General features: G+C 62.4%; 25 protein-coding genes. 15 read left to right on the forward strand and 10 right to left on the reverse strand.

What is annotated here, in order from left to right; translation table 11 throughout:
* Both EOA32_RS12905 and gloA read right to left on the reverse strand, forming a co-directional pair.
* Positions 1-234, reverse strand: a 234-nt coding sequence (locus EOA32_RS12905; protein ID WP_128371965.1) for a DUF2218 domain-containing protein, incomplete at its 3' end; no start/stop codon positions are given.
* Between the two features lie 125 nt (positions 235-359).
* Positions 360-800 (reverse strand): lactoylglutathione lyase, encoded by a 441-nt coding sequence (gloA, locus tag EOA32_RS12910; protein WP_066998873.1) that lies wholly within the window; start codon positions 798-800, stop codon positions 360-362.
* Positions 801-1,059: 259 nt separating this feature from the next.
* Here gloA and EOA32_RS12915 point away from each other — a divergent pair, with 259 nt between their 5' ends.
* The 3 genes from EOA32_RS12915 (at position 1,060) to EOA32_RS12925 (ending at position 3,140) form a co-directional block, all read left to right on the forward strand.
* A complete protein-coding gene (locus EOA32_RS12915) occupies positions 1,060-1,653 on the forward strand; it encodes a cold-shock protein (RefSeq protein WP_066998870.1) in 594 nt (197 codons plus the stop codon).
* A 191-nt stretch (positions 1,654-1,844) separates the two neighbouring features.
* The gene (locus tag EOA32_RS12920; protein ID WP_128371957.1) at positions 1,845-2,357 is read left to right on the forward strand and encodes a DUF192 domain-containing protein; all 513 of its coding nucleotides are present in this window, start codon (positions 1,845-1,847) and stop codon (positions 2,355-2,357) included.
* Between the two features lie 15 nt (positions 2,358-2,372).
* Positions 2,373-3,140: an alpha/beta fold hydrolase gene (locus EOA32_RS12925; RefSeq protein WP_095780652.1), complete on the forward strand. Its 768-nt coding sequence runs from the start codon at positions 2,373-2,375 to the stop codon at positions 3,138-3,140.
* Between the two features lie 117 nt (positions 3,141-3,257).
* Here the strand turns inward: EOA32_RS12925 and speB are convergent, their stop codons facing one another.
* Both speB and EOA32_RS12935 read right to left on the reverse strand, forming a co-directional pair.
* Entirely contained in the window at positions 3,258-4,223 is a 966-nt protein-coding gene (speB, locus tag EOA32_RS12930; RefSeq protein WP_095780896.1) for an agmatinase, read from the reverse strand.
* 41 nt (positions 4,224-4,264) lie between these two features.
* Positions 4,265-4,879 carry a hypothetical protein gene (locus tag EOA32_RS12935; protein ID WP_128371958.1) on the reverse strand — a complete coding sequence of 205 codons (615 nt, stop codon included), beginning with the start codon at positions 4,877-4,879 and terminating at the stop codon, positions 4,265-4,267.
* A gap of 121 nt (positions 4,880-5,000) precedes the next feature.
* On the opposite strand from EOA32_RS12935, the gene cysE reads away from it, so the two are divergent.
* Together cysE and EOA32_RS12945 are read left to right on the forward strand one after the other, a co-directional pair.
* Positions 5,001-5,849 carry a serine O-acetyltransferase gene (gene cysE / locus EOA32_RS12940; protein WP_067328223.1) on the forward strand — a complete coding sequence of 283 codons (849 nt, stop codon included), beginning with the start codon at positions 5,001-5,003 and terminating at the stop codon, positions 5,847-5,849.
* A gap of 137 nt (positions 5,850-5,986) precedes the next feature.
* Entirely contained in the window at positions 5,987-6,190 is a 204-nt protein-coding gene (locus EOA32_RS12945; protein ID WP_040969488.1) for a DUF3126 family protein, read from the forward strand.
* 64 nt (positions 6,191-6,254) lie between these two features.
* Here the strand turns inward: EOA32_RS12945 and EOA32_RS12950 are convergent, their stop codons facing one another.
* Positions 6,255-6,803 carry a hypothetical protein gene (locus EOA32_RS12950; RefSeq protein ID WP_128371959.1) on the reverse strand — a complete coding sequence of 183 codons (549 nt, stop codon included), beginning with the start codon at positions 6,801-6,803 and terminating at the stop codon, positions 6,255-6,257.
* A 446-nt stretch (positions 6,804-7,249) separates the two neighbouring features.
* Here EOA32_RS12950 and clpP point away from each other — a divergent pair, with 446 nt between their 5' ends.
* The 4 genes from clpP (at position 7,250) to hupB (ending at position 12,604) form a co-directional block, all read left to right on the forward strand.
* The gene (clpP, locus tag EOA32_RS12955) at positions 7,250-7,879 is read left to right on the forward strand and encodes an ATP-dependent Clp endopeptidase proteolytic subunit ClpP (RefSeq protein WP_066998854.1); all 630 of its coding nucleotides are present in this window, start codon (positions 7,250-7,252) and stop codon (positions 7,877-7,879) included.
* A 295-nt stretch (positions 7,880-8,174) separates the two neighbouring features.
* Complete coding sequence (gene clpX / locus EOA32_RS12960; protein ID WP_059185169.1) at positions 8,175-9,449, forward strand: ATP-dependent Clp protease ATP-binding subunit ClpX; 1,275 nt, start codon at positions 8,175-8,177, stop codon at positions 9,447-9,449.
* A 274-nt stretch (positions 9,450-9,723) separates the two neighbouring features.
* Complete coding sequence (lon, locus tag EOA32_RS12965; protein ID WP_095829398.1) at positions 9,724-12,135, forward strand: endopeptidase La; 2,412 nt, start codon at positions 9,724-9,726, stop codon at positions 12,133-12,135.
* 196 nt (positions 12,136-12,331) lie between these two features.
* Complete coding sequence (gene hupB, locus EOA32_RS12970; RefSeq protein WP_027166452.1) at positions 12,332-12,604, forward strand: DNA-binding protein HupB; 273 nt, start codon at positions 12,332-12,334, stop codon at positions 12,602-12,604.
* Positions 12,605-12,687: 83 nt separating this feature from the next.
* Here hupB and EOA32_RS12975 read toward each other — a convergent pair whose 3' ends face one another.
* The gene (locus tag EOA32_RS12975) at positions 12,688-13,710 is read right to left on the reverse strand and encodes an aldo/keto reductase (RefSeq protein ID WP_128371960.1); all 1,023 of its coding nucleotides are present in this window, start codon (positions 13,708-13,710) and stop codon (positions 12,688-12,690) included.
* Between the two features lie 187 nt (positions 13,711-13,897).
* Between EOA32_RS12975 and hxlB the strand changes: the two genes are divergently transcribed.
* A complete protein-coding gene (gene hxlB, locus EOA32_RS12980; RefSeq protein WP_128371961.1) occupies positions 13,898-14,464 on the forward strand; it encodes a 6-phospho-3-hexuloisomerase in 567 nt (188 codons plus the stop codon).
* Between the two features lie 4 nt (positions 14,465-14,468).
* A complete protein-coding gene (locus EOA32_RS12985; protein ID WP_128371962.1) occupies positions 14,469-15,212 on the forward strand; it encodes a creatininase family protein in 744 nt (247 codons plus the stop codon).
* 30 nt (positions 15,213-15,242) lie between these two features.
* On the opposite strand, the gene EOA32_RS12990 is transcribed toward EOA32_RS12985, so the two are convergent.
* The 3 genes from EOA32_RS12990 to EOA32_RS13000 form a co-directional block, all read right to left on the reverse strand.
* Positions 15,243-16,160, reverse strand: a complete 918-nt coding sequence (locus EOA32_RS12990; RefSeq protein WP_066998838.1) for a carbohydrate ABC transporter permease — start codon at positions 16,158-16,160, stop codon at positions 15,243-15,245.
* A gap of 8 nt (positions 16,161-16,168) precedes the next feature.
* Positions 16,169-17,290, reverse strand: a complete 1,122-nt coding sequence (locus EOA32_RS12995; RefSeq protein ID WP_128371963.1) for a sugar ABC transporter permease — start codon at positions 17,288-17,290, stop codon at positions 16,169-16,171.
* A 152-nt stretch (positions 17,291-17,442) separates the two neighbouring features.
* Positions 17,443-19,107 carry a sugar ABC transporter substrate-binding protein gene (locus EOA32_RS13000; RefSeq protein WP_067328234.1) on the reverse strand — a complete coding sequence of 555 codons (1,665 nt, stop codon included), beginning with the start codon at positions 19,105-19,107 and terminating at the stop codon, positions 17,443-17,445.
* A gap of 268 nt (positions 19,108-19,375) precedes the next feature.
* On the opposite strand from EOA32_RS13000, the gene ugpC reads away from it, so the two are divergent.
* The 4 genes from ugpC to EOA32_RS13020 all read left to right on the forward strand — a co-directional run bounded on the left by ugpC (position 19,376) and on the right by EOA32_RS13020 (position 22,388).
* The gene (gene ugpC / locus EOA32_RS13005; protein ID WP_095779579.1) at positions 19,376-20,434 is read left to right on the forward strand and encodes a sn-glycerol-3-phosphate ABC transporter ATP-binding protein UgpC; all 1,059 of its coding nucleotides are present in this window, start codon (positions 19,376-19,378) and stop codon (positions 20,432-20,434) included.
* Between the two features lie 26 nt (positions 20,435-20,460).
* Positions 20,461-20,913, forward strand: coding sequence for an RbsD/FucU family protein (locus tag EOA32_RS13010; RefSeq protein ID WP_128371964.1), 453 nt, complete (start codon positions 20,461-20,463; stop codon positions 20,911-20,913).
* 4 nt (positions 20,914-20,917) lie between these two features.
* Positions 20,918-21,847 (forward strand): ribokinase, encoded by a 930-nt coding sequence (gene rbsK / locus EOA32_RS13015; RefSeq protein WP_066998826.1) that lies wholly within the window; start codon positions 20,918-20,920, stop codon positions 21,845-21,847.
* Between the two features lie 295 nt (positions 21,848-22,142).
* Positions 22,143-22,388 carry a hypothetical protein gene (locus tag EOA32_RS13020; protein WP_066998823.1) on the forward strand — a complete coding sequence of 82 codons (246 nt, stop codon included), beginning with the start codon at positions 22,143-22,145 and terminating at the stop codon, positions 22,386-22,388.
* 267 nt (positions 22,389-22,655) lie between these two features.
* Here the strand turns inward: EOA32_RS13020 and EOA32_RS13025 are convergent.
* The coding region (locus EOA32_RS13025) for an FAD-binding oxidoreductase (RefSeq protein WP_145971291.1) at positions 22,656-23,624 on the reverse strand (969 nt) is incomplete at its 5' end.

Here is a 23,624-nt window from a genome sequence, read left to right on the forward strand (position 1 = left end):
GATGCGGTCGGCGACCACGGTTTCCAGCCGCTCGAGCGAGGCGGCGTCGTCAGCGGCGACCGCGATGTGGAGAGCCTTGTCGTCTGCATCCATCACGGTGCGGCCGAGCGAGAGCTGGATGGCGCCGTGATGCGGGTCGAATTCGACCGGGAACTTGTGCGCCCAGTGCTTGCAGAGCTGCTGCAGATAGCGGCTGGCGTTTTCAGTGGCGACGTCGGCGCGGCTGGTCGGCATGAAATTCTCCCGGCGGATCAAGAAAAGCGCCAGCCTGATCTGGCTGGCGCCACAAGCGCTTAGATAGGCGCGATCCGGCAAAACGCCATAGACCGGCCGGTCAAATCCCCGGGAGGGGCAGGCGCCTACCAGCTTCCCGTATTCGACATCGAGGCCCATGGCTCCGCCTTTGCCTTGGCCGGGCCTTTCTGCAGCAGCTCGATGGAGATGCCGTCCGGCGAGCGGATGAAGGCCATGTTGCCGTCGCGCGGCGGCCGGTTGATGGTCACGCCATTGTCCATCAGCTTCTGGCAGGTGGCGTAGATGTCGTCGACCTCATAGGCGAGGTGGCCGAAGTTGCGGCCGCCTTTGTACTCCTCCGGATCCCAATTGTAGGTCAGCTCGACCAGCGGCGCCTTCTCTGCAATGCCGCTTTGCTCGTCATCGGGCGCGGCGAGGAAGATCAGCGTGTAGCGTCCCTGCTCGTTCTCGTAGCGACGCACTTCCTTGAGGCCGAGCTTGTTACAGTAGAAATCGAGCGATTGATCGATGTCGGCGACGCGGACCATTGTGTGAAGATAGCGCATATCGGATTCCTCGCGGCGTTACGTTTGCGGCGCACCATAGGAGCCGCTCCGCCAAAGGGCAATCGTCCGACAAAACCGATGGAGGGATCGATTTCAGCCGCCCCTTTGCGCTTCAGGCCGCGCCGGTAAACAACAATTGAGGCTTTCCGGTGCTCAACGGTGAAAAAAGGCACGTCAGGTCTTGCACACCCCGGAAGCCGCAGTGTTAATCTGATGGCAAGAATCACTAGCGGTTGCAGTTGGAAAAGGGGGCGTTCTTATGGGGGAAAAAGCCTCTTTTACGAGGCGGGACGGAAGCCTTGACGACGCCTTGACGCGAGACAGTGGCGGCGACTCCGCCGGGCTTGTCGAAATCGCCGGCGCTATCAAATGGTTCGACGTGGCCAAGGGCTACGGCTTCATTCTTCCGGACGACGGCGTCTCGGGTGATATTCTCCTCCATGTGACATGTCTTCGAAGAGATGGCTTTCAGACCGCGCTGGAAGGCGCGCGCGTCGTCTGTCTCGTCAAGCAGGGCGAGCGTGGCCTGCAGGCGTTCCGGGTTCTTTCCATGGACGCCTCGACAGCGGTGCATCCGGCCGAGCAGGAGCAGCGCACGCATGTCACCGTGACTGCCGAGAGCGGGCTCGAGCGGGCGCTGGTGAAGTGGTTCAACCGCACCAAAGGCTTCGGCTTCCTGACCCGGGGCGAGGGCACCGAGGACATCTTCGTCCATATGGAGACGCTGCGCCGCTACGGCATTACCGAGCTGAGGCCCGGCCAGGTCGTTCTGGTCCGTTTCGGACGCGGCGACAAAGGCCTTATGGCCGCCGAAATACACCCCGATATGGGCACCTTGCCGGTCTCGCATTAAAGCGCGGCCCGACGCACTTTATTTTTTGCTTGATGCAGGTTCGCCAAAACCGCTTGGCAGTTTTGGGCGACATGCATCGGGCTCTCTCGATACGATCGGGATGCCCTGCCCGGTGCAAGGCCGTTCCTGTCCAAAAACCAGTTCCACTCGCTCGGATCATGGTCTAGGACAGGGCCTGGACGAGGTATCACATGGCTCATCGCAACTGGCTGACCGCAGGCGCGCTTTGCGCCGCCATCGCTCTGGCCGCCATTTTCAGCGCCTTGAGACCGAGTTCGGCGGACGGTCAGGCGATGATGCTGCCTGCCGATCCGACGCGGCTCGTCGCGATCACCGGCTCCGGCAAGCATTCCTTCTCAATCGAGATAGCCGACAGCTCGGAAGAACGCGAGGCCGGGCTGATGTACCGCAAGGACATGGCCGACGATCACGGCATGCTGTTCGTGTTCGAGCGGCCCGCTGAGGTGAATTTCTGGATGAAGAATACACCGATGCCGCTCGACCTGGTCTTTATCGGCCAGGACGGCAGGATCAAGGCCGTCAAGCGTGGCGAACCGGAATCGGAGGCGATCATCTCGCCCGGACAGCCGGTAAGCTTCGTGCTTGAGCTGAAGGCGGGAACGGCCGCCAAGGACGGTCTGAAGGACGGCGATCTCCTGCGTCACCCAGCGATCAATAAGACCTCGGGCGCCGGCTCCAACTGACCGCGGCTGCGCCAGATGCAATATTTTTCCCACGACGGCTTCGAACTCGCTTACCTCGACCGCCCGCCGGCGTCCGGGCAGGGCGATCCGGTGCTGATGATCCACGGCTTCGCCTCCAGCCACTACGTCAATTGGGTCTCGCCGGGCTGGTTCAAGACGCTGAACGACGCGGGGTACCGCGCCATCGCCCTCGACAATCGCGGCCACGGTTCTTCGACGAAGAGCTACCAGGAGGCCGACTACACGCCGGTTAAGATGGCCGCGGACGCGGCCGCGCTGCTCGATCACCTCGGCATCGAGCACGCCCATGTCATGGGCTATTCGATGGGCGCGCGGGTATCCGCCTTCATGGCGTTGTCCAATCCGGACAAGGTGGCGACGCTGGTGTTCGGCGGCCTCGGCATCGGTCTTGTCGACGGCGTCGGCGACTGGGATCCAATCGCCGATGCGCTTCTGGCCGAGGATGCCGGTACGATCAGCCATGCGCGCGGCCGCTCGTTTCGCGCCTTCGCCGACCAGACGCGCAGCGACCGCCGGGCGCTGGCCGTCTGCATCGTCGGCTCACGCGCGTCAATGAGCGAGGACGATGTCGCGCGGATCGCCCAGCCGACCCTGATTGCCGTCGGGACCAAGGACGACATCGCCGGCTCGCCTGACGAGCTTGCCGCGCTGATGCCCCACGCAGAGGCTTTTCGCATCGAGGGCCGCGACCACATGCTCGCCGTCGGCGACAAGAGCTTCAAGCAGCGCGTGCTGGAGTTCTACGCCGAAAATCCGCTCTGACCCATACCGTCCGCTACGGGCGACGACGCGTCTAAAGCGGGTTGCGCAAAACGCGACCTGCTTTTGACCTACGCGATGTCCTCGTCCCGAAACTGAAAGCACGTCGGGGAGAATGCTTTAGCCGCGCGTTCTCCTGTCGGCGATGGATTTCGCCATGACGCAAAGCAGCTCGAACATCATGGTCGCTCCCGCAAGCGCCGTCATGCCGCCAATATCAAAAGGAGGCGCGACCTCGACGACATCGGCTCCGGCGAAATTCAATCCGTCGAGCAATCGAACCAGCTCCTGCACCTCGCGGGTGGTGAAGCCGCCGAGCTCCGGCGTGCCGGTGCCAGGGGCCATCGACGGATCGATGCAATCGATGTCGAAGGTCACGTAAGTGAGGCTGTCGCCGACAAGATCGCGTGCTTCCTGCATGACGGAAGCGGTGCCGCGTTTGACGAACTCTTCCATATATACGATGCGCACGCCCTGAGCGGTCGCCCAGTCGTGTTCGCCCGGCTCATAGATCGAGCCTCGAATTCCGATCTGAATAACCCGCTTCGGGTCGAGCAGCCCTTCCTCGATCGCGCGGCGAAAGGGCGTCCCGTGTGTATAGGGATTCTCGCCGAAGTAGCGGTCGTTCGTGTCGGAATGCGCGTCGAAGTGGATCATGCCGACGGGTTCCTTGCGGGCGATGGCGCGCAGCACCGGCAAGGTCGTCAGATGATCGCCGCCGGCGGCCAAAGGAAGAGCGCCGTCAGCAACGATGGCGGCAATGCCGTCCTCGATGCGCTTCAATCCGTCGAGCAAGTTGATCGGATTGACCGAGAGATCTCCCACATCGGCGACATTGGCAATGCTGAACGGCTCGGTTCCCGACACGTGGTGGACGCGGCGCATCAGGCTCGACTGGTTCCTGATTTCGCGTGGACCGTGGCGGGCGCCGGCCCGATTGGTCGTGCCGCCATCCCAAGGAATCCCGACAAGGGCAATATCGAGCCCCTTCGCGTTCGGCACCGCCGGCAGCCGCATGAAGGTGGAAAGCCCGGCAAATCGCGGCACCTGGGCGGCGTCGACGGGTTGGAAGAAGTTGTTTTCCATGGTGTCGGTCATCCCAGAGGCGTTCACGTTCCGCGTGGCGATCAGGTCTGTTGAGACTGGTCTTGCAGGACCTGCAGCGATCGGACCAGATTTTCCCTGGCCCGCGCCTCGAACCGATCGCGAAACCATTGTGTGTTGAAAATATGCGGACGGGCCAGGAAGCTCGTCAGGACAGCCGCGCGGCCGGCGCGCCAGATCGGTTCCTCGACCCAGCCATATTCGCGCCGGACCGCCTTCTCGTAAGCGTCGAAGCGGTTCGGGTCGGCACCGAGGATCGCGAGGTCCATGTCGAGGAAAAGGGCGGCATCGCTTGCGGCATCCTCATCTTCGAGCGGCGGCAACTGGTGCGTGGCGGTGGCGCTGATCATGGCCAGAATCCGGGCAAGCCGGGCCGGGTCGGTGCGGCCGGAGAGCTTCCTTTCTGCCAGCACGGCGCTCTTTGCCTCGTTGTCCTTGGCGCGGCTGTCATAGACCGCATCATGGAACCAGATCGCCGCTTCGACTGCTTCTGGATCGTCAAGAAGGTGCCGGTGTTCGGCTGCCAACGCCAGCATTGCTTCGATGTGAGGCAAGCCGTGGTAGTGGCGATCCGCGCTCTGATAGAGCGCGGCAAGCTCGCTTTTCAGCGCATCGTCGATCAAGGGTTCGTTTTCCATCGCCGCTTGAATCTCGGTGAACCAAGTCCATTTGACAAAGCACTAAGGAAAATTGAGTTCAACCGTGTTATGATCTGGCCTATATGTGCCGCCGGATGAATGAGCAGGCCGGAGACCGTCGATGAACAGCGTTACGATAGCCCGCCCCAGCATGGTGCAGCCGGTCGACCCGATCTGGCGCGCGATCAGGGATGAGGCGATGGAAGCGGTAAACCGCGATCCGTTGCTGGCTGCTTTCCTCTATTCCACCATCCTCAATCAGGAGAGCCTGGAAGAAGCGGTTATTCACCGCCTGGCCGAGCGCCTGGCGCATCAGGATATCGGCTCCGATCTCATCCGGCAGACCTTCAAGGCCATGCTTGCCGACGATCCGGAGTGGAGCACGACGGTTCGCGTCGACATCCAGGCCTATTACGACCGTGATCCAGCCTGCGACCGCTTCATCATGCCGGTACTCTATTTCAAGGGTTTTCATGCCATCCAGACGCACCGTTTGGCGCACTGGCTGTGGAACCAGGGCCGTAGAGACTTCGCGCTCTACCTGCAGAGCCGCTCGTCCTCGGTGTTCCAGACAGACATCAACCCGGCCGCCCGCATCGGCAAGGGCATTTTCCTCGATCACGCCACCGGCCTGGTGGTCGGCCAGACCGCCGTCATTGAGGACGACGTCTCGATCCTGCACGGCGTGACCCTGGGCGGCACCGGCAAGGCCAGCGGCGACCGCCATCCGAAGATCCGCCGCGGCGTGCTGATCGGCGCCGGCGCCAAGATACTCGGCAACATAGAGATCGGCCATTGCTCGAAGATCGCGGCCGGTTCGGTGGTGCTTTCGCCCGTGCCGCATAACAAGACGGTTGCCGGCGTGCCGGCGCGTGTCGTCGGAGAGACCGGCTGCGACCAGCCCTCGCGACAGATGGACCAGCTCCTGCCCTCGCAGACGATGGACCACGTCGTCAGCTTCGACATCTGATTCTGCGGTCATCGCCAGTGGCCGGAGTCCGGTCGCCACTCAAGGCTCGGTTGTAATGCTGCCGGCTTGCCTTTACATCGCCATCGTCGGCGTGTCAGAAGCGCGTTCCAACGAACAGCCGCATTCGGAGAAGACTTTTGAAGCCAGACGAAATCAGAAAGCTGGACGCCTACTTCAAGCGCGTCTTCCAGAATCCCAAGCTGCAGGTGAAGGCGCGCCCGCGCAAGGAAGACTCTGCCGAGGTCTATGTCGGTGACGAATTCCTCGGCATCGTCTTCAAGGACGAGGACGACGGCGACTATAATTTCTCGATGGCGATCCTCGACGTCGACCTGGCCTAAGCCGGCTTTCCGGCCGGGCTCGCCATGCCGCCCCGGTCGGAAACACCCCTGCGTGATTTTCCGGCTAGTCCACGCAGTGCCGCGGGATATGCACCCGCCGCCAGTCGGTCGAGCCTTCCCGCACCACCACCCGCCGCGCTACCCTCCGGTATGAGGGCGCGATTTCCGTGATGCGCCGCTCTCCTGGCCGCACCAGCACCTCGCGGGCGACGCCTTCGTATTCGGCCGTAAGGACGACGCGCCGGACGCGCTCCGGCTCGACGATGACCGTTTTGGCAACCCGCGCGTAGCGCGCCTCACGCCACACCTTGCACAGCACCTTGCGGCCGTGGATGACCCGCCATTCCCAGGCATAGCCGCCGTCATCCACCTTGACCGTGTGATAGACGGTGCGCGTCACGGCCGGTACGACTTCATAGCCGATGCGAGGCGTGGCGATCTGTTCGATGCTCTCGGTCGTGCCGTAGATCGGCGCGTCATAGTGGACGAGCTGGCCGCCGGGGCTCACCATCACGTCTTCATAGACCGTGTCGTAGATCGCCGGCCGATGCACCGGCTCGTAGCATTCGAGCGTGCGGCCGCCGGCCGCGGCCTGCGACACGGCCGCAAGCATTGCGAGGCTGGTCGAGGCGAGCGATGCGGCACCCTTGCGAAGGGAGCTCTTGCAAAAGCAGCTCTTGCAAAAGGAAGTTGTGCAAAAGGAACTCTGGCTGAACATGACGTTTCCCCGTTGAGAAAGGACGCCGGTTCAACGCGGGAGCGTATCGGAAGGTCCGCCATGGACGGGGATTTCACGGCTTGTCGTTAAGCAGCGCGGTTAAGAAACTGCTACCGTGGCGGCCGGGTAGCGCCCTCGCATTTCGGGCAAAGGGCCATCTCCGGCGCAACCCGCAGCATTTCCTTGGGCCGAGCCGCTTGCTTCGACTTAACCAGATGGCTAGGAGGGGCGGCCTTGCGCTAGGGTGAGCCGGCATCCTATTTAGGATTCAACGATCCAGAACCGATTCCGCCCGATTGCTCAGGTCTACGGCGCCGGAATCCATCCAACAAGGGTAGTCCATGAAGAACCCCGTCGAAACCTACATGAACCTCGTTCCGATGGTGGTCGAGCAGACCAATCGCGGCGAGCGTGCCTACGACATCTTCTCCCGCCTGTTGAAGGAACGCATCATCTTCATCACCGGCCCGGTCGAGGACGGGATGGCGACGCTGGTTTGTGCACAGCTTTTGTTCCTCGAGGCGGAGAACCCCAAGAAGGAAATCAACCTGTACATCAACTCGCCGGGCGGTGTGGTGACATCGGGCATGGCGATCTACGACACCATGCAGTTCATCAAGCCGGCGGTATCGACGCTCTGCATCGGCCAGGCAGCCTCGATGGGCTCGTTGCTGCTTTGCGCCGGCCACAAGGATATGCGGTTTGCCACGCCGAACGCCCGTGTCATGGTCCATCAGCCGTCCGGTGGCTTCCAGGGCCAGGCGTCGGACATCGAACGTCATGCGCAGGACATCATCAAGCTGAAGCGCCGCTTGAACGAGGTCTATGTCAAGCACACCGGCAAGAGCTATGACGAGATCGAGCGGACGCTCGACCGCGACCATTTCATGACCGCCGACGAGGCCAAGGAGTTTGGTCTGATCGACAAGGTCATCACGACGCGCGAACTTGGCGAAACCCCCGCCGCATAGGCTCTGATTGGCGGCTGAATGGCGGGATAACGCGCTTTTGGCGCGGCTTGCGGCATTTCGGCCACAATTGCCTGTTCCCTCAAGGTTCGGGATTGCCTACGTTAAGGCTATGTTGATTTTCGACGGCTTAGCTTTGCATGGGGTTGCTGCGAATCATTGTCGCGTTTTCTGATTGTGTTTCGGATGGAATGCGCTGTGTGAGCCGGGGCACTGGCGCCGGCGGATTCCTGCGATAGATTGGTGAGACGCCAATGCGGCCAGACCATCGGCTGGCAGGCGGTGAAAGGACAGAAAAATGAGCAAAGTTAGCAACAACGGCGGCGATTCAAAGAACACGCTCTATTGCTCGTTTTGCGGCAAAAGCCAGCACGAAGTGCGCAAGCTGATCGCCGGTCCGACCGTCTTCATCTGCGACGAATGCGTCGAACTGTGCATGGACATCATCCGCGAGGAGAACAAAACCTCGATGGTGAAGTCGCGCGAGGGCGTGCCGACCCCGCAGGAGATCCTCAAGGTTCTCGACGACTATGTCATCGGCCAGCCCTACGCCAAGCGGGTGCTGTCGGTGGCCGTCCACAACCACTACAAGCGCCTCGCGCATGCCGGCAAGAACAACGACGTCGAATTGGCAAAGTCGAACATCCTGCTGATCGGCCCGACCGGCTGCGGCAAGACGCTGCTCGCCCAGACGCTCGCCCGCATCATCGACGTGCCGTTCACCATGGCCGACGCCACGACGCTGACCGAAGCCGGTTACGTCGGCGAGGACGTCGAGAACATCATCCTGAAGCTCCTGCAGTCGGCCGACTACAATGTCGAACGTGCCCAGCGCGGCATCGTCTATATCGATGAGATCGACAAGATCTCGCGCAAGTCGGACAACCCGTCGATCACCCGCGACGTCTCGGGCGAGGGCGTTCAGCAAGCGCTGTTGAAGATCATGGAAGGCACGGTGGCCTCCGTGCCGCCGCAGGGCGGCCGCAAGCACCCGCAGCAGGAATTCCTGCAGGTCGACACCGCCAACATCCTGTTCATCTGCGGCGGCGCCTTTGCCGGACTGGACAAGATCATCTCGGATCGCGGCCGCAAGACCTCGATCGGCTTCGGCGCAACCGTGGCGTCGCCCGAGGATCGCCGCACCGGCGACCTGTTCCGCCAAGTCGAGCCCGAGGATCTTTTGAAATTCGGCCTGATCCCGGAATTCGTCGGCCGTCTGCCGGTTCTGGCGACGCTCGAGGACCTCGACGAGCCGGCGCTGATCCAGATCCTGACGGAACCGAAAAACGCGCTGGTCAAGCAGTATCAGCGGCTGTTCGAGATGGAGAATGTGGATCTCACCTTCCACGAGAACGCGCTGTCGGCGATCGCCAAGCGCGCCATCGAGCGCAAGACCGGCGCGCGCGGCCTGCGTTCCATCATGGAAGCGATCCTGCTCGACACGATGTTCGAGCTTCCGGCGCTGGAAGGCGTGCGTGAGGTGGTGATCTCGGAAGAGGTGGTCTCGGGTAACGCCCGGCCGCTTTACATCTATTCCGAGCAGAAGGAAAAGAAGGGCAATGTCAGCGCCTGAAATGGCACTGATCCGGCAAATTTTCATGGAACGGCGCCCGTGTGGCGCCGTTTTGCTGTGAGGGGCTTACCTGTAGGTGATGGAGTGGCTGATCAAAGCATGCTAACCCTTGATCTTTGCACCGCCCGCATCCACCTAACAGCGGAAGGCCGAGGGCCAGAATTCTGCGCTGTAAAATTCCCGTCACAAACGGTGGTAGGCGGAACGACGCTCGGTCGTTAATATAAGATTCGCGGTTGGCTCAATTAGCGGCCGCGACATGAAAGGTTGGACAATGGCCAAAATATCCAGGGCTTCCAGCGACGGCGTGTTTGCAGTCCTCCCACTGCGCGACATCGTCGTGTTCCCGCACATGATCGTCCCGCTCTTTGTCGGGCGTGAAAAGTCGATCAAGGCGCTGGAAGAAGTGATGGGTCAGGAAAAGCAGATCCTGCTTGCCACCCAGATGAACGCAGCCGACGATGATCCTGAGCCCGATGCAATTTTCGACATCGGCACGCTCGCCAATGTGCTGCAGCTCCTGAAGCTTCCCGATGGCACCGTGAAGGTGCTGGTCGAGGGCGCCTCGCGCGCCAAGATCGTCTCGTTCACCGATCGTGCCGACTTCCACGAGGCCCGCGCCACCGCGTTGGTCGAGCCGGAGGAGGAAGAGGTCGAAATCGAGGCGCTGGCCCGCTCGGTCGTCACCGACTTCGAAAACTACGTCAAGCTGAACAAGAAGATTTCGCCCGAAGTGGTAGGTGCCGCCAGTCAGATCGACGACTATTCCAAGCTCGCCGACACGGTTGCCTCGCACCTGGCCATCAAGATCCCCGAGAAGCAGGAGATGCTCGCCACGCTTTCCGTCAAGGAGCGTCTCGAGAAGGCGATGGGCTTCATGGAAGCCGAGATTTCCGTGCTGCAGGTGGAGAAGCGCATCCGCAGCAGAGTCAAGCGCCAGATGGAGAAGACGCAGCGCGAGTACTACCTCAACGAGCAGATGAAGGCGATCCAGAAGGAGCTCGGCGAGGGCGAGGACGGCCGCGACGAGGCTGCCGAGATCGAGGCGCGCATCAAGAAGACCAAGCTTTCCAAGGAAGCCCGCGAGAAGGCGGAAGCCGAGTTGAAGAAGCTGCGGTCGATGTCGCCGATGTCGGCTGAATCGACGGTTGTGCGCAACTATCTCGACTGGCTGCTGTCGATCCCGTGGGGCAAGAACTCCAAGGTCAAGCAGGATCTCGGCTACGCCCAGGACGTGCTCGACGCCGATCACTTCGGCCTCGACAAGGTCAAGGAGCGCATCGTCGAGTATCTCGCCGTGCAGAGCCGTCAGAAGAAGATCAAGGGTCCGATCCTGTGCCTCGTCGGCCCGCCCGGCGTCGGCAAAACCTCGCTCGGCAAGTCGATTGCCAAGGCCACGGGGCGTGAGTTCATCCGAATGGCGCTCGGCGGCGTGCGCGACGAGGCCGAGATCCGCGGTCACAGGCGGACCTATATCGGCTCGATGCCCGGCAAGGTCATCCAGTCGATGAAGAAGGCCAAGAAGTCCAACCCCCTCTTCCTGCTCGACGAAATCGACAAGATGGGCCAGGACTTCCGCGGCGATCCGTCGTCGGCCCTGCTCGAGGTGCTCGATCCGGAGCAGAACTCGACGTTCATGGACCATTACCTCGAAGTCGAATACGACCTGTCGAGCGTGATGTTCGTGACGACGGCGAACACGCTGAACATCCCTGCGCCCCTGATGGACCGCATGGAGATCATCCGCATCGCCGGCTACACCGAGGACGAGAAGATCGAGATCGCCAAGCGGCACCTGATGCCGAAGGTGATCCGCGATCACGCGCTGCAGCCGAACGAGTTCTCGGTCGGCGAGGACGCGATCCGCGGCATCATCCAGACCTACACCCGTGAAGCGGGCGTCAGAAGCCTCGAGCGCGAGCTGATGAAGCTCGGGCGCAAGGCGGTGACCGAGATCCTGAAGACGAAGAAGAAGACGGTGAAGATCACGGCCGACAACCTCGCCGATTATCTCGGCGTGCCGCGCTTCCGCTTCGGTCAGGTCGAGGCCGACGATCAGGTCGGCGTCGTCACGGGTCTTGCCTGGACGGAGGTCGGCGGCGAGCTGCTCACCGTCGAAGGCGTCATGATGCCCGGCAAGGGACGCATGACGGTGACCGGCAACCTGCGCGACGTGATGAAGGAATCGATCTCTGCGGCGGCCTCTTACGTCCGCTCGCGGGCCATCGATTTCGGCATCGAGCCGCCGCTGTTCGACAAGCGCGACATCCACGTCCACGTGCCGGAGGGCGCGACGCCCAAGGACGGCCCGTCGGCGGGTGTGGCGATGGTGACGGCGATCGTGTCCGTGCTCACGGGCATTCCGGTCCGCGCCGATGTGGCAATGACCGGCGAGGTGACGCTGCGGGGCAGGGTGCTGCCGATCGGCGGCCTGAAGGAGAAGCTGCTTGCCGCGCTGCGCGGCGGCATCAAGAAGGTGCTGATCCCGGAAGACAATGCCAAGGACCTGGCGGAGATCCCGGACAATGTGAAGAACAACATGGAGATCATTCCGGTGTCGCGGGTCGGCGAGGTGCTGAGGCACGCGCTGGTCAGGATGCCGGAGCCGATCGAATGGGTCGAGCCGGTCAATCCGCCGGCCGGCGCGGACGCCGGCGACGACGCCGGCAAGTCGCTTGCGCATTAGTTTCTTCTAAGGTTGCAATGCACAAAGAGAGAGCCGGGCTTTCAGCCCGGCTTTTTCATGTGAAAAATCTCCGAAAAAGTGGAAAAAAGCCCGGAATTCTGCGGTTTTCGGCTTGGGTTCCGGAACGCTTCTTTCTAAAGTCCGTTTCCTGCCGGATGAGTCGTAGTTTCCGGTTTTCTCATGGAAGGGAATTTTTATGAACAAGAACGAACTGGTGTCCGCCGTCGCCGACTCCGCAAGCATTTCGAAGGCTGATGCGCAGTCCGCCGTCGATGCGGTGTTCTCTGTGATCACTGGCGAACTGAAGAAGGGCGGCGATGTCCGGCTTGTCGGCTTCGGAAATTTCACCGTGTCAAAACGTGCTGCTTCGACCGGCCGCAACCCGCAGACCGGCGCGGAAGTGAAGATTCCGGCGCGCACCGTGCCGAAGTTCTCGGCCGGCAAGGGCCTCAAGGACGCGGTCAACTAGGACCTTTTCTTTTTAAGATCAGATGAGCCGGGCTTGCCCGGCTCTTCCTTTTTGTGACCCGCGCCAGGGGCATATGTGTGGCATCAGCCGGTAGGCGCGTCGGCGCGCATCAGGCCTTCTTGCTTGAGATCCGCCCACAATGCTGCCGGGATCTTCACGTCGAGCAGTGCACGGTTGCTTTCGACTTCGACCGGCCGTTGGCCGCCGGGTATTACCGACATCACGGAAGGGTGCCGCAGCGGGAACTGCAACGCCGCCTCGATCAGTCGCACGCCATGGCGCTTGCAGACCGCCTCGATGCGTGCCACGCGATCGAGCACGTCTTTTGGCGCCTCTGTGTAGTTGTAGAAGGCGCCGGGCTTCGGCCCTGTCGCCAGTATGCCGGAATTGTAGGGCCCGCCAAGAACGATGCCGATGCCGCGCTGCTCGCAGAGCGGCAGGAAGCTCGCAAGCGCATCCTGCTCGAGCAGCGTGTAGCGGCCGGCGAGCAGAAAGAGGTCGAAATCACCGCGCTCGGCGAGCGTCTGGCAAACCTGCCACTCGTTGATACCGCCTCCGAAAGCCTTGATCACGCCCTGGTCACGCAGCGCGAGCAGCGCGTAATAGCCCGAAGACATGAACTCCTCGATGCGCCGGTCGGAAGCCTCCTTGCTGCCATGGGTGAAGATGTCGACATCGTGCACATAAAGGATGTCGATGCGGTCGGCGCCGAGACGCTCCAGCGAGGCCTCGAAGGAACGCATCACGCCGTCGTAGCTGTAGTCGTAGACTTCCCGGCGCGAGGGCGTCTCGAAGAACTTGCCGATGCCGGTTCGCTGGTCGGGCGCAGAGACGCGCATGAGGCGGCCGACCTTGCTCGACAGCACATAGTCGTCGCGTTTCTTGCCGCGCAAGAAGGGGTTGAGCCGGGTTTCGGAAAGGCCGAGGCCATAGAGCGGAGCAGTGTCGAAATAGCGGCAGCCGGTTTTCCATGCCGCCTGCAGCGTGGCATTGGCATCCTCGTCCGAGACGGCGCGGTAGAGATTGCCGAGCGGCGCGGTGCCGAAACCAAGCTCGGTGAAGGTGATGCCGCCATTGCCGATGCGGTCGAAATGCCGTGTCTTCATATCGGCAAGATGTCCTGGATTGATTTGTCTGACATGACACTAGCACGCCGGTGGCACAGCAAAAGCGCCGAGGCTCGTTGGACACGAATTTTCGCGGTGATAGCATGAACGAAAACAAGTGTTTCGCGCCGAACGCGATCGCAAAGCCGCATGCCTATCAAGGCATCGGCAGACAGGATGAGCAGCCATGACGCAAGCCGGATCGGAGTTGTTTGCGACAGCGCTGGGCGAGCTCGGCGCCGTGTTGGGGCGCATCGATGACGGTCGGGTTGACGCGGCCTGCGCAATGCTCGCCGGCGCTGGCAAGATCGTCGTCTATGGCTGCGGCCGCGAAGCGCTGCAGGTCAAGGGCTTCGCTATGCGGCTCTTCCATCTCGGCCTGCCGGTTTCGGTGGTCGGCGATATGACCACGCCGCCCCTCGGCCAGGGCGATGTCTTCCTGGCGAGTTCCGGACCGGGCGAGACCGCCACCGTTCTCACCTTGATGCGCGTGGCCCGGGAGGCCGGCGCCAAGGTGGTGTTGCTCACGGCCGAACCGGCGGGCAGCGCGGCAAAGCTTGCGGACTTCACGCTGCTCGTTCCGGCCCAGACCATGGCGAGCGACCAAGGCGCCGCCAGAAGCTCGGTGCTGCCCATGGGCTCGCTGTTCGAGGCAGCGCTTTTCCTGGTGTTCGAGGTGATGGTGCTGAAACTCGAGGCGCTCACCGACGCAACGCCGGAGACGATGCGCGCCCGGCACACCAACATGGAGTAGGGACATGCGCTACGAACTGATGCTGCCGCACCAGATCCGCAACGCGATCGAGGAGAACTGGCCGCTCGCGCTGCCGCTCGGCGTGCTCGAATACCATGGCGAGCACATGGCGGTCGGCATGGACACGCTGGCCGTCATCAAGACGCTCGAGCTTATCGAGAAGGAGCGGGACATCGTCATCCTGCCGCCCTTCTATTATGGCGCGGCGAGTTATGCCGTGGCGCCGCCGGAAGGCAGCGGCTCGGTGCAGGTCGGCGGTCCGGTGCTGGCGCCCTTTGCGGAGGAATTGTTCTATGGCCTGCTGCGCATCGGCTTCCGCAACATTCACGCCATCATCCATCACCAGACCGAGAATTTCGTCGCCGGCATGCCGACCGATCTCGCCTTCAAGACCGCCGGCCGGCAGGCGATTTTCCGCTTCCTGGAGAAGGAACGCGGCGAGGGCTGGTGGGGCTCGGACACGATGGTCGACTACTATGCCGGCCATGCCCAGGGCGAGAACGTCTTCAACTGGGTGCAGGTGCACCCGCTGATGCCGGCCACAATGACCGGCAAATATCCGTTCGACCATGCCGGCATCGGCGAGACATCGCTGATGCAGGCGCTATGTCCCGAAGCGGTGGATGCCGGTCATTTCGCGGACAATACCGGCTGGTACACAAAAGGCGCATCGGATGCCTCGGCCGAGCTGGGCTGGAAGGGTGTGGCGATGATCCTTGAGCATTTGCGGGCGATATTGCGGGCCTAGCTCGCTTCTCCCACAAGAAGGGGAAGGCGGCTACTTCACCGAACCGGCCGTCATGCCCATGATCAGATAGCGTTCGAGCGCGATGCCGATGATCGCCAGCGGCGTGATGGCTGCTGTCGCCAGGGCTGCCATCGACCACCAGTTGATACCTTGCGAGCCGGTCTGGCTCGCCACCATAACTGGGATGGTCTTGGCATCCGTCGACGTCAGAAGGGCGGCGAAGAAATATTCGTTCCAGCAGAGCACCATCGCCAGGATGAAGGCGGCGACCATGCCGGGGAGCGCGATCGGCATGACAATGCGGAAGAAGGCGCCCCAGATCGACAGGCCGTCGACGAGTGCCGCCTCCTCGAGCTCGACGGGAATGGAGTTGAACTGGTCGCGCATGATCCAGATGACGATCGGCAGCACCATCAGCGTGTAGAGGAGCACAAGGCCGATGCGGGTGTCGAGCAGGGCCACTTCGCGGTAAAGCACCAGGAAGGGCAGCGCCAGCACCACCGGCGGCAGGATCAGCTGCGAGAGGAAGAAGAAGGAGATGTCCTCGTTCTTGAACCAGGCGAACTTGTAGCGGTATCGGGTCAGGCCATAGGCGGCGAGGCTGCCGATGATGATAGCGAGGCTCGACGCGCCGACAGAGGTAATGACCGAGTTCATGAAGCGTTTCAGGAACTCGTCGCGCACCGTCGAGGTCTGGACGATCGAATCCGGCGACAGCCCGAGTGAGCGCCAGCCCTTCCAGTCTGGCTGGAAGTCGACGAAGGGGATGAGGTGCCCCTGCGTGACATCGACCGCCGACTTGAACGAAGTGGTGATCGTCCAATAGATCGGGAAAAGGCAGACGAAGGACCAGAACACCAGCGCGCCATAGATGAAGACGCGGCTGGCGAGGAAGGCCGCCGGGGAGCGGATATCGGAAACGGTGTATTCGGTGGTCTGGACGCTCATATGGACGCTCAGTTGACGTTGCGCACGAAGCGACTGGCGAGCTTCAGCAGCCAGGTGACGAACACGACGATGATGATCAGATAGACCATGGCGAGCATGGTGCCGTAGCCGACATTCGAACGGTCGCGATATTCGCGGTAGATGAAGCTCGAAACGGAATCGGTGGCGCCGCCCGGCCCGCCGGAGGTCACCGTAATGATGATGTCGGCGAGCTTCAGCTTGAAGATGATGCGCAGGATCACCGCCGTCACGGACACGGGCAGCATCAGCGGGAAGGTAACCTGCCAGAAGGTCTGCCATGTCGTCGCGCCGTCGACGCGCGCCGCCTCGATCACCTCGCGCGACATTGCCTGCAGGCCGGCGAGCAGCATGATCATCATGAACGGAATGAAGGTCCAGGCGTCGAGCACCATGATCGAGATGCGCGCGATGATCGGGTCGGAGAAGAAGGCGGGATTGTCCCAGCCGAAATGGCGCGCCAACGTCGATGCCGGTCCGAACCGGTATTCCATCAGCGACTTGCCAACCATCCAGGAGACCGCCACCGGCGACAGCATGAGCGGCAGCAGGAAGACCACACGGAAGAATTTTCTGGCGCGGATCTGCGCGTTGAGCAGCAGCGCCAGTCCGAAGGCGATGACATATTCGACCAGCACCGCCAGCACATAGAGGACCATGTTGAAGAGCGCGTTGCGGTAGTAGGGGTCGGCCAGCATCTGCCAGAAATTGTCGAGACCGTTGAACCTGCGGCCAGCGAAGGAGCTGAGGTTCCAGTCGGTCAGCGCGATATAGAAGCCGAACAGCGTCGGGAAGATCACCATGGCGACGGTGAAGAGCAGCGCCGGCAGCAGGAACAGCGCGCGCTGGCCGTCCTCGCCGCGCGTCAGCACTTGCCAGGCGCCGAGCGCCACGCCCCACAGCACATAGGCGTAGACTACCGGACGCCAGGTATAGAAGCCGATCGTGTCGACCTCAGTCTTGTAAAGGATCTGCATGACGATCGTCGCCAGCAGCACGAGCGTCGCGGCGATCATCAGGGCCCAGCCGAGGCGCTTGCGGCCGGGCGGGATCAGATCGGCCGCTGCGGAGTTAGCCGGCCATGCATTGGCGGTTGAAGTCTGCTCAGCCACGCCTCTCGCCTCTACCTTGCTTTGGGTGCAATTCCGGAGGAAAACCGCTTCACGCTTTTCCTGGAATTGCTGGAAGTCAAATGACCGGCCATTGCCGGTCAACATGCGGCCCGGCGACGAGGTCGCCGGGCCGCGACTTCTCATGGGACAGCCTACATGCCGAGCGAGGCTTTGTAGAGCTTGATTTGGTTCTCGCGGCCGATCTGGTCGGTCAGCTTCTCCCAGGCGGCGGCGATGGCATCCGCACCTTCCTGCGCCTTCATCTTGCCGGCGAAGGTGTTGGCCAGAATATCCTCGGCGGCGCTGTAGTACTGGAAGATGCCGGGGATGCGCGGCTCGATCGCGGCGTTCGGATGGTTGTAGGAGTCGCCCTCCGACTTCAGATAGGAGGTGATGAAGGCCTCGTCATAGCCGGCCGCCACCCATTCCGGAATGTTGAAATGGGAGTTGCGGTAGGGCTGGAAGCCGGAAGGATAGGCCGCGCACCACAGCGACAGATCCTTGCCGCCGAGATGGGCCGCCGCCGACCACGCCGCCTTCTTCTTCTTCTCGTCGCTGTCGACGCGGGCCATGACGTAGACGCCCCAGCCGAGATAGGCGCAGTTCGGCGCATAGTTCGGGCCGCTGGCCAGCTTGTCCCACTTTCCGGTCTTCGAATTGTAGACGTCGTCCGAGCCCGGCAGGATCGAGAAGCCGGTGACGTCGCCGATGACCGAAGAGTCGTTGGTCTTGACGTTGGAGCCGATATCGCCCCACCACGGGATCATCGACCCCGTGCCGGCAAGGAACTGCTGGAAGCCGGTGGTGTTCGGATCGGCGTTGATCTGATCCGGCGGCTCCGAGGGCAGGGCGTCGATGACGTCCTGGATGGCCCGCACCCAAGCCGGGTTGTTGATGCGCGGCTTCATCGTATCCGGATCGAACAGCCAGGCCTTGTCGTCGGGGTGCTTGGCATAGGCAGAGGCGCGGCTGCCGAGGAAGTAGAAACCGAAGCCGCCCCAGGGCTTGGGCGCGTCGAGATAGCCATAGACGTCCTGGCCCTTGAACTGCTTGCCCTTGAGGAACTTGGTGACGGCCTGCACTTCCTGCCAGGTCTTGGGCACGCCCCATTCGGTCGTCGCGCCGCTCTCCTTCCAAGCCTTGGCGAGGTCGGGATCGGAGAATACGTCGGTGCGGTAGTTGAAGTTGTGCGTATCGCCGTCGATGGTCACACGATACTGCTTGCCGTCCCAGGTGCCGACCGGCGGCTTGAGGTAATTGACGAGATCGTCCATGTCGATCTGCTTCTTGACCCAGTCGGGCATCTCCGAGGTGAGGCCCTTGCCGCAGACGTCGCCCTCGAAGGGCGCACCCATCTCGATGATGTCGAAGTCGACAGTTTTCGTCGCGATCGACTGCTGCAGACGGGCGTTGTAGTCGGCTTGGGCGAGGTCGATCCAGCTGATCTTGGCGCCGGTATAGGCTTCCCACGGCTTCAGGAAGCCACGGAACAGCACGTTGTGCAGGTTCTGGTTGTTGAGGCCCATGAAGGTGAGCTCGACACCGGCGAACTCACCTTGCTTGACGTTGGCCTTGGTCGCTTCCAGGCATAGCTCACCGACTTTCTGGAAGTCGGCGTCCGTCGGCTGGCCTTTGCCGACGCCGGGTATCTGCAGGATTTTCGCGCGCAGGTCGTCGGCGGCAGCCGCCGGCCTGGTCAGCGCGCCAAGCCCGGTGCCGGACGCCGCTGCGAGCGCCGCCATGCTGGCCGCGCCCTTCAGCAAATCGCGGCGGGTCGCCCCGGCACGCACCAGTTTTTCGTAAAGATCGACTCTCATCTCAAGGTTCCTCCCAGAACTTCAGTCGTGAATTGATTCTGCCAATCTCTCGACGTCGAAACGTCTGCGGTTCTCCTATACCATAGGGCAGCGTGGGACCCCACCCTGCGTCGCCTGGAGATCCGATTTTCGGGACATTCGGATTGGCACTCGTCACTATTCGCGTAATCGATTACCTTGTCAACAAGATTGGCTTTTTATCTATAAGATACCGACTTGCCCTTGCCGTTGGCAATGGCTAGCTTCACCGAAAAAGATAGGGGAGACAATGGCTCAAGTCGCGATCGCCAATGTGGCCAAGGCTTTCGGAACCGTCAAGGTTCTACATGAGGTCAGCGTCGATATCGCCGACGGTCAGTTCGTCGTCCTGGTCGGCCCTTCGGGCTGCGGCAAGTCCACGCTGCTGCGGATGGTGGCGGGGCTGGAAACGGTTTCCGGCGGAACGATTTCGATCGGCGACCGCATCGTCAACAACCTGCCGCCGGCCAAGCGCGACATCGCCATGGTGTTCCAGAACTACGCGCTCTATCCGCACAAGACGGTGGAGCAGAACATGGCTTTCGCGCTGAAGCTGCGCGGCACCGATCCGGCCATCGTCGCCGAGCGGGTGAAGCGTGCGGCCGACATCCTCGACCTCAATCCCTATCTCAAGCGCTATCCGCGCCAGCTTTCCGGCGGCCAGCGCCAGCGCGTCGCCATGGGCCGCGCGATCGTGCGCAACCCGCAGGTGTTTCTGTTCGACGAGCCGCTCTCAAACCTCGATGCCAAGCTGCGCGTGCAGATGCGCACCGAGATCAAGGAACTGCATCAGCGGCTGAAGACCACCACCATCTACGTCACACACGACCAGATCGAGGCCATGACCATGGCCGACAAGATCGTGGTGATGCGCGATGGCCGCATCGAGCAGATCGGCGCGCCGCTGCAACTGTTCGACCGGCCGGCCAACCTGTTCGTCGCGGGCTTTATCGGCTCGCCGGCGATGAACCTGCTGAAGGGCACGGTGAAGAAGGGTGAAAAGCCGGAGGTCGACATAGCAGGCTCGGCCTTTCCGATGCCTGCCAGCATCGCCGCGGCGGACGGCCAGGCCGTCGTCTATGGTGTGCGGCCCGAGCATCTGGAGATCCATCCCGACGGTGTGGCGTCCACGATTTCGGTGGTCGAGCCGACCGGCTCGGAAACCCTGGTGTTCGTGCGCTTCGGCGAGGGCGAGATGGTGGCGCTGTTCCGCGAGCGTCACGACTTCAAGCCTGGCGATACGCTGAAGCTCAGGCCGCGGCTCGACCATGTCCATCTCTTCGACGCAGGGACCGGCAAGCGTCTCTGACCGCAAACACACATCGAGGAAACCCAATGCTCAAAGGGATCAATCCGCTGCTCAACGCCGACGTGCTCCACGCACTGCGGGCGATGGGGCACGGCGACGACCTGATCATCGCCGACACCAATTTCCCATCCGACTCCGTCGCCAAGCAGACGGTGCTCGGCAAGCTGCTGCGCATCGATGCGCCGGCGGCCGAAGTGGTGAAGGCGGTGCTGTCGCTCTATCCGCTGGACAGCTTCGTCAACGACGCGGCCGCGCGCATGGAGATCGTCGGCAAGCCGAACGAGATCCCGCCGGTGCAGAAGGAGGTGCAGCAGGAAATCGACGCGGCTGAGGGCAAACCCTGGCCGATGATCTCGATCGAGCGCTACGCCTTCTACGAGCGGGCCAAGAAGGCGTATTGCGTCATCCAGACCGGTGAGCGCCGCTTCTATGGCTGCTTTGCCTTCCGCAAGGGCGTCATTCCGCCGGATGCGGAGTAAGGAGATGTCCGCCAGCAAGCCAGTCGTCATCCTGGGTGTCTTCGTCGCCGACACCGCCTATCGCGCCGACCGCCAGCCGCGCATGGGCGAGACGATCCTCGGCAATTCGTTCAAGCTCGGACCCGGCGGCAAGGGCTCGAACCAGGCGGTCGCAGCCGGCAAACTCGGCGCCGACATCACCTTCCTGACCCGGCTCGGCATCGATGCCTTCGCCGACATGGCCAAGCAGACGTGGAAGGATGCGGGCGTCAAGAGCGCGGTCATCGACACGCCGGACAGCTACACTGGGGCGGCTTATATCTTTGTCGAGGAGGGCAGCGGCAACAACGCCATCATCGTCAGCCCGGGTGCTGCGATGCTGATCTCGTCCGCTGACATCGAGGCGCATGCCGACCTGATCCGCTCGGCGGGCGTCTTCGTCACCCAGCTCGAGCAGCCGATCGACGCGGCGCTGAAAGCCTTGCAAATTGCGCACGGGGCAGGGGTGACTACCATTCTTAACCCGGCGCCGGCCGCCACCCTGCCGGACAGCATCTACGCGCTTTGCGACTACGTCACACCCAACGAGTCCGAGGCCGAGGGGCTGACCGGCATCGCCGTCTCTTCGGTCGACGATGCCCGCCGCGCCGCCGACAGCCTGCTGGCAAAGGGCGTCGGCGCCGTGATCGTGACGCTTGGCGAGAAGGGCGCGCTGCTGCACACCAGGGAGCGATCCGATCACGTCGGCGCCGTCAGTGCCGGCCCTGTAATCGAAACCACGGGGGCGGGCGACGCCTTCAATGGTGGACTTGCGGCGGCGCTTGCCAAGGGCGTCGAGCCGCTGGAGGCGGTGCGCTTCGCCTGTGCCGTCGCAGGCATTTCGGTGACCCGGCCGGGCACCGCGCCTTCCATGCCGACGCTCCAGGAAGTCGAGGCGCTGCTGGCGCGCGGTTGAAGCAATCTCGCGTGGCGCCTCAGCGGCGCTAGCCGGCCATCGGCTTGACCACAACTCACAGAAGTTGGTCTCTCACGGCCCCCAGGGTTGCATATTAGCCACGGTTAATATTAATCGGCGCCAACGCCTTGCATCAACGGCATAGGTGTCCCGTAATGGGCCACCGTGTCTGGCATCGCAATTGCACTGTCAGCAATGCCGGGGTGGACTGTGCCTCGGTAGCCGGGGGGTATTTTGGGGGGCCCGCCGCTCCGCGATGGAGCGGCGGGCGCTTTAAGGGTCGAGGGTACTGGCGATGTATTTTCCGCAATTTCTGGTGGGCATGTTCGCGAGTTCGTTCACGGTCGCAATCTGGGTCGGGCTGCAAACCGGCTCCGCCTGGAAGGCGCTTGGCTGCGCTATGCTTGCGATGATTATTCTCCAGATTGGATATGCCGGACTTGTCATTCGGCTGATCTACAAGCGGGGCCCGCAAGGCACTGGAGCAGACTTTATATCGGCAAATGCGGCGCCACCGGTGCAGCGAGCGCGCCCACACTAGAGGGCTCACCTCCAACCCGCCAACGCGCCCTGCGGAACGCAAGCAGTGCCAGCGCGTTCACCGTCTTGACCAGCACAGGCAGCCTGGTTGCCCGGAACGGTGAGATGAAAACGCCCTATAAAAAGCCCACGCTTGTAAAGCGCGAGAAGCTCACCGCCCGAACCGCGCAGATTGTCGCCTCCGGTGTGATATTGGGCGAGTGAACAGGGGCGCCGAAGCGCAGCTGAAGAATTTTGCTGCTCACAGGCTGGCCGGTCGGTGACTGCTCTAGAGGGCCGGACCCGGCCGAATGGCGCTTCCGTCAGAAAAGCGCGACAGGCGAAAGCGGGTGAGATCGTGCCCGATCTGGTTTCCCTGGATCATGTCGGCGACGACGCGGCCGATTCCGGGTCCGATACCGAAGCCGTGACCGCTCATGCCCGTTGCGACGATAAGGCCAGCTATCGCCTGCACTTTGTCCACAATGGGAACGACATCCGGCATCGCGTCGATCATGCCAGCCCAGCTTGCCTTTAGGCGCACCGCGTCGAGCTGTGGGAACAGGCGCCTGAAATTGCGCTCGATGGAACGCAGACCAGAACGTTCGGGAGCCGGATTTAGCACCCGCATTCTTTCGAAAGGACTTTGCGAATCCGGCCCCCAGTGACGCGGCGTCGACCAGCCATCCGGGTAGCCCGCCGGCGCAGCCGGCGAATAGCGTGAGCCGAAAGGATTGGCCATGAGCGCGGGAAGGTATTTCCTCGCATGCCGGAATGCGTCCGGGCCAAGGTGAAGCAAATGACTGCCTCCGGCAGCGAGCGTGTATCCGCCATCCTGTCGGCGTCTGAAAGCGATATGCTCTCCTGCCGCGGCTCCTGCATAGACTTCAGGCATCGCCTCGGTTGCCGCGACGGTCGACCTTACACTGAGCTGGGGAATGGAAACGCCATGTCTTCTCAGGAACAGGGAAGACCACGCACCGCCGGCGAGCAGAACGCTCGACGTCTCGATGTGACCCGCCTCTGTCCACACACCGCTGATCCTCCCGGCCGAGATTTCCAGGGCTCGCGCCGCGCAATTCTCCACAATCTTGACGCCCCTGCGGGCGGCAAGCCGGGCGAGTGCCGGCACGGCCAGCCAAGGCTCCGCCCGCATGTCGGAAGGCGTTGTCATCGCGCCCTTGAAACTGCGCGACATGCCTTTGATGAGACCGGCGGTTTCCCGTGCGTTCAGCAGGCGCGTGTCGATCTCATGGAC

It is taken from the genome of Mesorhizobium sp. M1A.F.Ca.ET.072.01.1.1 (genome assembly GCF_004023325.1).
Taxonomy (GTDB): Bacteria; Pseudomonadota; Alphaproteobacteria; order Rhizobiales; family Rhizobiaceae; genus Mesorhizobium.